The 11,522-nt window shown below is 32.1% G+C and carries 10 protein-coding genes, 5 tRNA genes and 4 other annotated features; of the genes, 1 reads left to right on the top strand and 14 read right to left on the bottom strand.

Translation table 11 applies throughout. The features are described from left to right. Positions 1 to 49: 49 nt before the first annotated feature. From pheS to ytxC, 9 genes are all read right to left on the bottom strand, one after another. Complete coding sequence (pheS, locus tag I6U51_RS18240; protein WP_211143999.1) at positions 50 to 1,069, bottom strand: phenylalanine--tRNA ligase subunit alpha; 1,020 nt, start codon at positions 1,067 to 1,069, stop codon at positions 50 to 52. A 75-nt stretch (positions 1,070 to 1,144) separates the two neighbouring features. Continuing rightward, positions 1,145 to 1,370 (bottom strand) — a binding site (T-box leader). Positions 1,371 to 1,458: 88 nt separating this feature from the next. Next, positions 1,459 to 2,241 carry a TrmH family RNA methyltransferase gene (locus I6U51_RS18235; protein ID WP_211143998.1) on the bottom strand — a complete coding sequence of 261 codons (783 nt, stop codon included), beginning with the start codon at positions 2,239 to 2,241 and terminating at the stop codon, positions 1,459 to 1,461. Between the two features lie 13 nt (positions 2,242 to 2,254). Beyond that, entirely contained in the window at positions 2,255 to 2,914 is a 660-nt protein-coding gene (locus tag I6U51_RS18230) for a potassium channel family protein (RefSeq protein WP_211143997.1), read from the bottom strand. Positions 2,915 to 2,925: 11 nt separating this feature from the next. Beyond that, the gene (locus tag I6U51_RS18225) at positions 2,926 to 4,272 is read right to left on the bottom strand and encodes a TrkH family potassium uptake protein (RefSeq protein ID WP_211143996.1); all 1,347 of its coding nucleotides are present in this window, start codon (positions 4,270 to 4,272) and stop codon (positions 2,926 to 2,928) included. A gap of 195 nt (positions 4,273 to 4,467) precedes the next feature. Beyond that, positions 4,468 to 4,827: a 50S ribosomal protein L20 gene (gene rplT, locus I6U51_RS18220; RefSeq protein WP_178909115.1), complete on the bottom strand. Its 360-nt coding sequence runs from the start codon at positions 4,825 to 4,827 to the stop codon at positions 4,468 to 4,470. Between the two features lie 31 nt (positions 4,828 to 4,858). After that, positions 4,859 to 5,059 (bottom strand): 50S ribosomal protein L35, encoded by a 201-nt coding sequence (rpmI, locus tag I6U51_RS18215; protein WP_211143995.1) that lies wholly within the window; start codon positions 5,057 to 5,059, stop codon positions 4,859 to 4,861. 19 nt (positions 5,060 to 5,078) lie between these two features. Then, complete coding sequence (gene infC / locus I6U51_RS18210) at positions 5,079 to 5,600, bottom strand: translation initiation factor IF-3 (protein ID WP_211143994.1); 522 nt, start codon at positions 5,598 to 5,600, stop codon at positions 5,079 to 5,081. Between the two features lie 33 nt (positions 5,601 to 5,633). Next, positions 5,634 to 5,755, bottom strand: a sequence feature (ribosomal protein L20 leader region). Between the two features lie 42 nt (positions 5,756 to 5,797). Beyond that, entirely contained in the window at positions 5,798 to 7,714 is a 1,917-nt protein-coding gene (gene thrS, locus I6U51_RS18205) for a threonine--tRNA ligase (RefSeq protein WP_211143993.1), read from the bottom strand. 67 nt (positions 7,715 to 7,781) lie between these two features. Beyond that, positions 7,782 to 8,043 (bottom strand) — a binding site (T-box leader). A 69-nt stretch (positions 8,044 to 8,112) separates the two neighbouring features. After that, positions 8,113 to 8,374: a binding site (T-box leader), on the bottom strand. A 73-nt stretch (positions 8,375 to 8,447) separates the two neighbouring features. Then, positions 8,448 to 9,347: a putative sporulation protein YtxC gene (gene ytxC, locus I6U51_RS18200; RefSeq protein WP_211144014.1), complete on the bottom strand. Its 900-nt coding sequence runs from the start codon at positions 9,345 to 9,347 to the stop codon at positions 8,448 to 8,450. A 658-nt stretch (positions 9,348 to 10,005) separates the two neighbouring features. Here ytxC and I6U51_RS18195 point away from each other — a divergent pair. Continuing rightward, the gene (locus tag I6U51_RS18195; protein ID WP_211143992.1) at positions 10,006 to 10,725 is read left to right on the top strand and encodes a DUF6873 family GME fold protein; all 720 of its coding nucleotides are present in this window, start codon (positions 10,006 to 10,008) and stop codon (positions 10,723 to 10,725) included. 139 nt (positions 10,726 to 10,864) lie between these two features. Here I6U51_RS18195 and I6U51_RS18190 read toward each other — a convergent pair. The 5 genes from I6U51_RS18190 to I6U51_RS18170 form a co-directional block, all read right to left on the bottom strand. Further along, positions 10,865 to 10,939 (bottom strand) — tRNA-Cys (locus I6U51_RS18190). A 5-nt stretch (positions 10,940 to 10,944) separates the two neighbouring features. Further along, positions 10,945 to 11,019, bottom strand: a tRNA-Gly gene (locus I6U51_RS18185). Between the two features lie 6 nt (positions 11,020 to 11,025). Beyond that, positions 11,026 to 11,101, bottom strand: a tRNA-Phe gene (locus I6U51_RS18180). Positions 11,102 to 11,115: 14 nt separating this feature from the next. After that, positions 11,116 to 11,192 (bottom strand) — tRNA-Asp (locus I6U51_RS18175). A gap of 7 nt (positions 11,193 to 11,199) precedes the next feature. Continuing rightward, a tRNA-Val gene (locus I6U51_RS18170) sits at positions 11,200 to 11,275 on the bottom strand. Positions 11,276 to 11,522 lie beyond the last annotated feature (247 nt).

The raw sequence follows: 11,522 nt of genomic DNA, 5'->3' as shown, positions 1-11,522 counted from the left end.
TTTTATCTTTATTCGTTGGATAATACCATCATTCTTTGCTTCTAAATTATTAGAACTGATTTAAAAATCTCATATCACTTTCATATAGCTGTCTTATATCATCTAAACCATATTTAAGCATAACCATTCTATCTACACCAAATCCAAAAGCAAATCCACTATACACTTCTGGATCTATACCACAATTTCTTAAAACCTGTGGATGAACCATTCCACAACCTAAAAGTTCTATCCATCCTTCTCCCTTACATACTCTGCATCCTTCTCCACCGCATACGAAACATGTAGCATCCATTTCAGCTGAAGGCTCTGTAAATGGGAAATGATGCGGTCTGAACTTAGTTTTTAGCTTATCTCCAAGCATCTTCTTTGCAAATGATTCTAAAGTACCTTTAAGGTCAGCAAAAGTTATTCCTTTATCAATAACTAAACCTTCCATTTGATAGAATATTGGAGAGTGTGTAGCATCCACAGCATCTGAACGATAAACTTTTCCAGGCGCTATCATTTTTATTGGAGGTTTTTGATTCTCCATAGTTCTTATCTGAATTGGTGAGGTTTGTGTTCTCAAGACCAAATTATCATTTATATAGAATGTATCCTGTTCCCCTCTTGCTGGATGATTCTTAGGAATGTTTAAAGCTTCAAAATTATAATAATCAAGCTCTACTTCTGGACCTTCTTCTATAGTGAATCCCATAGATATAAATATTTCTTTCATCTCATCTAAAGTCTGTTCCAAAGGATGTCTTCTGCCTAGATTTTGTCTTATACCCGGCATAGAAATATCAATTATTTCATTTTGTAGTCTTGAATTTTTTTCTTTATTCTTTATTTCTCTTGAAAACTCCTCTAAGGCATTTTCTATAGCTTCTCTTACCTCATTAGCCATTTTTCCGACTAAAGGTCTTTCTTCAGCAGATAGTGAGCCCATCCCCCTTAGTATTTGTGTTAATTCACCCTTTTTCCCAAGATATTTTACTCTGATATTTTCAAGCTCAGAGCTATTTTGAGCATTTCTTAATTCTTCAAGAGCACTATTTTTTATAGCTTCTAAATTTTCTTTCATTTTTTATTCTCCTTTCAGATTTTTATTAACAATACATATGCAATGCTTTTTTACAAAATAAAAAGTTCATCCCTTAAAAGGGACGAACTTATATCCGCGTTACCACCCAAATTGATATTGTTTAAACAAACAATATCCACTTTAGAACTTTATCGGCTTTAACCGCTAACTGCTAATTTTAATCTCACAATTAGAACTCCAGAGTGAACTTCAATATAAAAGCTTTTAAGAAGGTTTCCAGCCTCGACCCTCTCTCTCTAAAAAAACTATATATATTTACTTTCTCCATCATAGTAATATATGTAATTTTATATTTTCTTATTTTACATATTCATATTGAAATTGTCAATATAAATTTCATCTAATTTTTCATTTATCAAAATAATCCATTATATCAATTTTTGCCTAACTGCTTCAAACATCATAATAGATGCTGCCACAGAAACATTTAAGGATTCTGCTCCACCAGGCATAGGGATTTTAATTTTAACATCTGCTATATCCATTAATTCACCGCTTATGCCACTACCTTCATTACCTACTGCTATTATAACCTTATCATTCAAATCTATATCATAAAAATTTTTATCTGTATCTAGAGAACTAACAACTAATCTAAATCCATTGCTCTTTAAGCTTTTTACACTTTCTAAGTTTATATCATGAATTATAGGTATATGAAAAATTGATCCCATAGTAGACCTAAGAGTTTTTTCGTTATATATATCCACAGTTCCTTTTGTTATTATAACTCCTAAAGCCCCTGCTGCATGTGCTGTTCTTATTATTGTACCCATGTTTCCTGGATCTTGAACTTTATCAACTAGTGTATAAAATCCTTGTTTATTTTCCACTTCAATACTTTTATTATTTACCACTGCAACGATACCTTGAGGAGTATCTGTACTGCTAATAACTTTTAGTATTTGATCTGTAACAGAATAAACTTTAGTGTTTTTTTGAACTTTATCTTGCATACTAAAACTCTGCCATCGATCCAAAGCATTTTCACTTACAAATACTGAAGAAACAATAAAATCAGATTGTAAGGCTTCACCTACAAATCTAAATCCTTCGATTAAAAATCTACTACTTTCAATTCTATATTTCTTATCTTTTAGTTTCTTTATATCCTTAATCAGTGGATTATCTTTGCTTTGTATGGTTTCCAATTTATATGCACTCCTATCCATTAATAACATCTAACTTATTTAGATGTTTATATGTTCCAATTGCTACTATTATATCGCCACGTAGAATTCTATATTCAGGGCTAGGAGCTACATCAATGTCATCTTTTCTCTTTATGGCTACAATATTTATTCCATATCTTGATCTTAGATCCAATTGCTCTAAGGTTTTATTATTCCAACTTTCGTTTGGTATTATTTCTGCAATACCATATTCTGATGATAATTCAATATAATCTAATATGCTGCTTGAAACCATATCTTGAACAACTCTTATCCCCATATCTCTTTCTGGAAAAACAACTTTATCCGCACCTATTTTATATAAAATTTTGGCATGGACGCTTGTATTAGCTTTAGCAATTACATATTTTACACCTAGTTCTTTAACTAATAAGGTTACCATGATACTATCTTCCATGTTAACACCTATACATATTATTGCTACATCAAAATTACTTATTCCTAGTGATTTTAAACTTTCCTCATCTGTAGCATTTGTGTGAATAGCATGAGTCACATATTCTGAAACATCTTGAATTCTCTGCTCATCGGAATCTATTGCTAAAACATCATTATCTAGTTCATATAAAGTTTTAGCAACAGCTGTTCCAAATCTTCCAAGGCCTATTACAACATATTGCTTTTTATCCATAAAATCCACCCCTATCCGATTAAAATCTTGTCCTCAGGATATTTTATTGTTCCTGGAATAGTTTTTCGAGCTAATGATAACGCTAATGTTAGAGGACCAAGTCTTCCAGCATACATAATAAAGCTCAATATTATTTTACCTGGTACGCTTAAGTCAGGCGTTAAACCGAGAGTTAATCCTACCGTACCAAAGGCTGAAATTACTTCATAGAGAATATATTCTAATGAGGCTGGTTTCTCAGTCATGCACAGTATAATTGTAGCTATCATAACAATACCTATGCCTAACGTAGTAACAACTAGCGCCCTATAGACAATCTCTTTTCTTATTCTTCTTCCATATACCTCTGCATCTTCTCTACCTTTTATAACTGATATAACAGTAATAATTAATAAGGCTGCTGTAGTAGTTTTGATACCTCCAGCGGTAGAGCCTGGAGATCCTCCAATAAACATAAGGAGCATAGTTAAAAATATACCTGGTCCAGTCATTTCTGCAGTAGGTATGGAATTGAATCCTGCAGTTCTTGGAACAACTGCAGCAAATATCGATGATAGTATTTTTCCTTTCATCGACATATTTCCTATAGTTTTAGGATTATCCATTTCAAATATAAACATTAAAATTGAGCCAGCTACAATAAGAAATACTGTAGAAACTATAACTATTTTTGAGTGCAAAGAAAGCTTTTTTGTATCCTTGAAATAGTATATTTCTTGCCATACAAAGAAACCAAGGCCCCCTATAACAATTAAAGCAGCTATAGTAAGTAATATAACTGGATTTTGTGAGTAAGGAGTCACACTTCTAAAATTACCTATTATATCTATTCCTGCATTACAAAAGGCAGAAATAGAATGAAAAATACTATAATATATACCTTTCGCCCAACCAAATTCTGGTACAAATTGAGTAGCCATAAGCACTGCCCCTGCACTCTGTACACAAAATGTGAAAATCAATAAGTACTTAGACATTTTTACTAACCCTTGTATCGTAAAAGAATTAAGTGATTGCTGTATAACAAGTCTTTCTTTAAGTGTAATTTTTCTCCCCATTAGTAGCGCAATTAAAGTTGCTATTGACATAAATCCTAGTCCACCTATTTGTATCAAAAACAAAATAACAACTTGACCAAAATAGCTCCAATGAGTCCCTGTATCCACAGTTATCAGTCCTGTAACACAAGCAGAAGAAGTGGCTACAAATATACAATCAAAAAAATTAGTATATGTACCATTGCGTGATGATATTGGAAGCCATAATAAAAATGCTCCAATCATAATTAATATTATAAAGCCTAGTGCCAGTATTTGAATTTCATTAACCTTAAACCATTTGTTAATTCTAACCTTCATATCAAATACTCCTTTTTAACATATTTGATAAGGATATAACATTATCCATGTCTTTTATATATGTATTTTGCTATTATAAAATAATATAATACAACCCAACTATTGCCATCATAATATATATTAAATTTAATATCAATACAAACTCAAAATATAAATAAAAATGCAGCATAAATGCTGCATTTTATATAATCATTATTACGCGTTTAACTGTTTTTTAGCTATTTCAACTAATTCAGTAAATGCTTTTGGATCATTTATAGCTATTTCTGAAAGCATCTTTCTATTGATGTCGATGCCTGCAGTCTTTATTCCATTCATAAATCTTGAGTATGAAAGACCATTCATTCTTGTAGCAGCATTTATTCTTGCTATCCAAAGTTTTCTGAAGTCTCTCTTCTTTAATCTTCTTCCTACATATGCATTTCTTAATGCTCTGATAACTGATTCGTTAGCAGTTTTGAATAACTTGCTTTTGCCACCATAGTAACCTTTTGCAAGCTTTAATATTTTTTTATGATATTTACGAGCATTCATAGCTCTTTTTACTCTTGCCATTTAATAAAACCCTCCTTATCGAACCTGCCTGCTATTTTGCGTAAGGCATTAATGTTTTCATTGTTTTTTCTTGAGTTTCTGAAACATAACCAGTCTTTCTAAGATTTCTCTTAGTTTTTGTACTCTTCTTTGTTAATATATGGCTCTTGAAAGCCTTTGCTCTCTTAAGTTTACCTGATCCTGTAACCTTAAATCTTTTTGCTACACTTTTCTTTGTTTTCATTTTTGGCATGATAATTTCCTCCTCTCAATTATGCTTTCTTTGGACTTAAAATTAATATCATGTTTCTACCTTCTAATTTTGCTTCTTTTTCTACTACGCATACTTCTTCAACTTTAGCATAAAAGTTTTCTAATATTTTTTTACCTATAAATGAGTAATCAGCTTCTCTACCTCTAAATCTAACTGTTACTTTAACTTTATCTCCTGCAAGTAAAAATTTTCTTGCATTATTAGCTTTTATAGTAATATCGTGGTCCTCAATAGTTGGGCTAAGCCTAACTTCTTTTACATTAATAACTTTTTGTTTTTTCTTAGCTTCTTTATCTTTCTTAGATTGTTCATAAATGTACTTACCAAAGTCCATTATTTTACAAACTGGTGGATTGGCATTTGGTGATATCATAACTAAATCCAATTCTTTTTCTTCTGCAAGCTTAAGTGCTTCCCTAGAAGATATTACCCCCATTTGTGAACCATCGTCTCCTATAACTCTTATCTCTTTTTCTCTTATCTGTTCATTTACAAGAAAATCTTTGTTAATGATTTTCACCTCCCAGGTGGATTTGAATCTATGTACTTAAGTATATATAAAAAAGGACGGCATAAGCCGTCCTTTGAATACAACACTAGACATACTAGAACTGGATTCACACAACCTTACTAGCTACACTGTAAGGTGAGAAACGGCTGTTTCTTCTTAACAAATGAAATTATACTATCATATTCAAACTTTGTCAACAGTTTTTATTAATCAACTGAACTTATTTTTTTATCAATTTCCTCGGAAATTTTTGCAACAAAGTCGTTCAATGACATAACTCCCATATCACCTTGTTTTCTACTTCTTACTGCTACAGTTCCATCATTCATTTCTTTGTCTCCTAATACTAGCATGTAAGGAACCTTTTGAAGTTGAGCTTCTCTTATCTTATATCCTATTTTTTCATTTCTTAAATCTGTTTCAACCCTTATTCCCTTTTTCTTTAATTCTTTAGCAATTTTATTTACATATTCTATTTGACCATCAGTTATATTCATTATTTTAACCTGTACTGGTGCAAGCCAAGCTGGGAATGCTCCTGCATAATGCTCAGTTAATATTCCTATGAATCTTTCAATAGAACCAAATACAACTCTATGAACCATAACTGGTCTGTGCTTTTCTCCATCTGCTCCTATATAAGTTAAGTCAAATCTTTCTGGCATCTGGAAATCAAGCTGACAAGTTCCACACTGCCAAGTTCTTCCTATACAGTCTTTTAAGTGGAAATCTATCTTTGGACCATAGAATGCTCCATCACCTTCATTAACTCTATATGGTAGGCCTGCTGCCTCTAATGCTTCTCTCAATCCATTAGTTGCCGCTTCCCAATCTTCATCGCTTCCCATAGAATCTTCTGGTCTTGTTGAAAGTTCAATAAAATATTCAAATCCAAATACTTTATAGAATTCAGTTATAAGTTTTATAACATTTAATAGTTCATCTTTTATATTTTCCTTAGTTAAGAATAAGTGAGCATCATCTTGAGTAAAACATCTAACTCTCATAAGACCATGTAATGCTCCTGATTTTTCATGTCTGTGAACTAATCCCATTTCAGCATATCTTAATGGTAATTCTCTATATGAGTGTATTCCATTTTTGTAAACAAGTATTGATCCTGGGCAGTTCATTGGCTTTATAGCATAATCTCCCTCATCAATCTTAGTGAAATACATGTTTTCCTTATAATGATCCCAGTGTCCTGATTGATGCCATAATGATTCACTTAATATTACAGGTGTCATTATTTCATCATAATCTGCAGCTTGGTGCATTTCTCTCCAGAAATTTTGAAGAGTATTTCTTACTATCATTCCCTTTGGATGGAAGAATGGGAATCCTGGACCCTCTTCCTTTATGCTGAATAAATCTAATTCTCTACCTAATTTTCTGTGATCTCTCTTCTTTGCTTCTTCTAGCATTTTTATATGCTCATCAAGCTCTGCTTTTTTCTCAAAGGCAGTTCCATAGATTCTTTGAAGCATTTTGTTCTTTTCGTCACCTTTCCAATAAGCTCCTGCTATTGAAAGTAATTTTATAGCCTTAACTTTTCCAGTAGATGGCACGTGAGGACCAGCACATAAATCAGCAAAGTCGCCTTGTTTGTAGAAAGATATAACAGCATCTTCTGGAAGATCTTTAATTAACTCAACTTTATAATCTTCTCCCTTTTCTTCCATAAGCTTTATAGCTTCTGCTCTTGGAAGCTCAAATCTTTCTAATTTTAAATCTTCTTTAACTATCTTATTCATTTCTGCTTCTATTTTTTCAAGCAGTTCTGGAGTAAATGAAAAGTCAGCATCAAAATCATAATAGAATCCATTGTCTACTGCAGGTCCTATAGCTAATTTAACATTTGGATATAATCTTTTTACAGCCTGTGCAAGTATATGTGAAGCTGTATGTCTTAGTATCCATTTTCCATCAGCATCATCGAAAGTTAATATTTCAAGCTTGCAGTCATCATTAACCTCTGTCATTAATTCTGCTCTTTCACCATTTATTTTAGCACCTAAAGCTTTTTTAGCTAGTGATGTGCTTAATTTAGCAGCAATATCTGCTACTTTTGACCCATTTTCAACTTCTAATTGTTTTCCATCTTTTAAAGTAATCTTTACCATTATTTTTTCCTCCTATTTTCTATTTATATAATATTAAAAATTAAACAAAATAAAAAACTCATCCCATGTATGGGACGAGTATTATCGCGGTTCCACCCAAATTCAATAGCAATATATTATAACTCAAATAGAATACAAACACATTCCAATAGAAATATAATTGCTATTATCTTTGTACCTTTAACGCAGGTTAACGGAAATACTTACTAAGTTTCAGTACTCAACTCAAAGGTGGTTTTCAACAACACTTACTCAAAGAACCTTTCAGCCTATGGGTTCTTCTCTCTTGGAGCAGCTACTTATTTACTCTTCCTTGTCATCGCTTTTATTTTCTACATTATAGTTTTTTTATCAAATATATGTCAATTGTTTTTTCAAAATAAAAAAACTCCTCCCATGTATGGGACGAGTATTATCGCGGTTCCACCCAAATTCAATAACAATATATTATAACTCAAATAGAATACAAACACATTCTAATAGAAATATAATTGCTATTATCTTTGTACCTTTAACGCAGGTTAACGGAAATACTTACTAACTTTCAGTACTCAGCTCAAAGGTGGTTTTCAATAACACTTACTCAAAGAACCTTTCAGCCTATGGGTTCTTCTCTCTTGGAGCAGTTACTTATTTACTCTTCCTTGTCATTGCCTTTATTTTGTATTTATTATATTATTTAATTTAGTTTATGTCAACACAAAACTATAAATTATTCAATTATTCTAAAACTTTATACTCTATGGATGCTGCTTTTGATTTTTTTGCATACCTTACAGTCATTGCAAAAATTAACTCTATCAGTAAATACTTTTTCTATTGTATCAATCAACTCGTTGTTTTTGCAGTTTTCAACGCAGTGAATTGTTATCTTTTCTGGTGAATTTGTTATTAGCACACTTATAAGCATATCCTCCATATTAGTGCTTTCTTTATATCTTAAATCACTTAAATCACTAAATAACTTTAATGTTATATCATTGCCATCTTCATCCTGTACTGAATACTCTCCGCTATTGTCAATTATTAAATTAATTTTACCTATTTTACTTTCTTGAACTTCTACAAAATATTTTAAGAGCTTTATAAACTCGTTATATTCCTTATCTACCATATATTTTTCTACAACTTTATCTATTATTGATTCTAAATCTTCTTTTAATTCCTTCGTTCTAAAAGTTATAAATCCATTTATATTTATCTCTTTATTTTCATTTATACATTCAACTATTTTATCTATCACTGCATTTTTTTTATTCATGCAGTAGATCGAATTTTCATCAATTACACGTTCTTCTCCTCTTAAAGCATCCAAGCTACTTTGTTTTATATCCTTGATTTCATCAAATTTCAAAAAGAAATATGTATCAGATAAAAAACCTAGTATATCTTTTTTATAAAATTCCTCTATAACTACATTGTATAGTATATTAGCCATATGAATGTTGAACACATTGAGAAGCTTAGGGCTAATTTCTTCGTCACAATAAATTTTTACGAAGTGAGTATTTGAATCTATGCTTTCTGAAATGCCTATATTTATATTTTTATATCTAAAGTATTCTCTGACCTTATTTATTCCATCTATGATATCTTCTCTATCATCATTGTAAACAACAGTAAGTAATAGCAATCTTCTCACTCCTTTCTTGAAATAGTATGTGTCTAAACCAAATGTATATGCAATTTTTTTTTGTCAAATATCGACAGTTGCATTATTGAAACTTTTCAGTATAATATGTAAAATAATATAGAGTTATACTGATTTTTAATATCTTCAATTCGTAACATAAAAATAATACAACGTATTATTTTTTAGAGGACAGAGGACAATTGACAGAGGACAGTGAAGGAGGATTTTCCTCCGCTACACTACGAAAAATCTTTAATTTAAAAGAAACTCCTGCTCTTTTGTTTCGCAGGAGTACTCTCTGAGTAAGCGATTCACTCCAAATCAGCACATCTGTGTAAGCGACCATCTCAAAATCAACACTCTGTGTAAGTGACTATCATAAAATCAGCACTCTGTGTAAGCGATCATCTCAAAATCATAGATTTTGGATGCCTGCTTAAGATTTGGGATATCTACTTAAGATCTTGGATGTCTGCTTAAATTAGCGATGTTTTGCATTAGTAAAACAAGTCTAAAAAATAAATTAATTTTCTGACGTAAGGAAGAAAACTCACCTTCACTGTCCTCTGTCAATTGTCCTCTAATAAAAATTTTGTGTCGCAAAATTCTTATTTTACGAATTGCAATTTAATATAAGAACGTTTGAAAGGATTTTAGTATGAAATATGCTATTGTAGATTATAGAACAAGTGAAGAAGAAATTTGTAATTTAAAAAAATTAGGATGTGAAGTCTTAGCATGTCCTCCATCTTCTATTCTTTATGAGGCTGTTTGTGGGCATCCAGATATGCTTTTACATATATTTGATGAAAAAAATATTATAGTACATAAAGATATGGATACTAACTTCATTAGTTCGTTAAAAGCCCTAGATTTTAACGTAACTTTTTCCAAAAATAGTCTAAGCTCAACTTATCCTTATGACATAATTTTAAACAGTGTAAACTTGCCAAATTTATTTGTCCATAACATAAAATATACCGACCCTAAGCTTTTAGAAATGGTAAATCCTAAAAAACTTATAGATGTAAAACAGGGGTACACTAAGTGCTCTACCGCATTAGTTACTAAGAACGCTGTAATGACTAGCGATAAAACAATAGCAAAGGCTTTGCTTAAAGAGAATATTGAAGTCCTATTTCTTCCTCCTGGTGACATAGTGCTTCCTGGGTTAGATTATGGTTTTATAGGAGGTTGCTGTGGACTTATAGATGAACACTCTTTGGCTTTTTTCGGTAATTTAGATTATTATGCTTACGGAGATATCGTTTTGCAATTCTTAGAAAAACATAATATTAAACCAATTTACTTAAAGGAAGGGAAGTTAACGGATAGAGGGAGCTTATTAATTATTGAAACATGTAAACTTAAACCATAGATATTTACCAAAGGTAAACAAGTCATCTAAATCAATTTTTACCGACATAATGAAAAAGGTTTCCCACAAATCCTGGTTTTTAACTATAAACTCTCAAATAAAAAAAATAAAGAACTGCTAATTAGCAGTTCTTTATTTTTGGAGGCGCCACCCAGATTTGAACTGGGGAATAAAGGTTTTGCAGACCTCTGCCTTACCACTTGGCTATAGCGCCATATTTGGAGCGGAAGACGGGATTCGAACCCGCGACGTTCACCTTGGCAAGGTGACGCTCTACCACTGAGCCACTCCCGCGTTATGTGGTGGCTGGACCAGGAATCGAACCAGGGACACGAGGATTTTCAGTCCTCTGCTCTACCGACTGAGCTATCTAGCCAAATTAGTTTTTAATGGCGACCCAGAAGGGACTCGAACCCTCGACCTCCGGCGTGACAGGCCGGCACTCTAACCAACTGAGCCACTGGGCCATATTTATGGTGGGCACAACAGGGCTCGAACCTGTGACCCTCTGCTTGTAAGGCAGATGCTCTCCCAGCTGAGCTATGCGCCCTCACCAAATCTTTAAGACATATAAGATTATACAATAGTAATTTAATTATGTCAACACTTTTTATATAGTTCTTTAATTCGTAATTTAAAAATTATGCGACGCAATTTTTTTGAGAGGACAGAGGACAATTGACAGAGGACAGTGAAGGAGGATTTTTCTCCATTACACTACGAAAAATCTTTAATTATTTTTCAACACTAGGCGACTTTGTCGCAAGCCGTTAGGTTGTATCAATTTGTCAATGCTC

The organism is Clostridium aciditolerans, from assembly GCF_016316925.1.
Taxonomy (GTDB): Bacteria; Bacillota; Clostridia; order Clostridiales; family Clostridiaceae; genus Clostridium_AM; species Clostridium_AM aciditolerans.
This window is presented reverse-complemented; position numbering and strand designations above follow the sequence as displayed.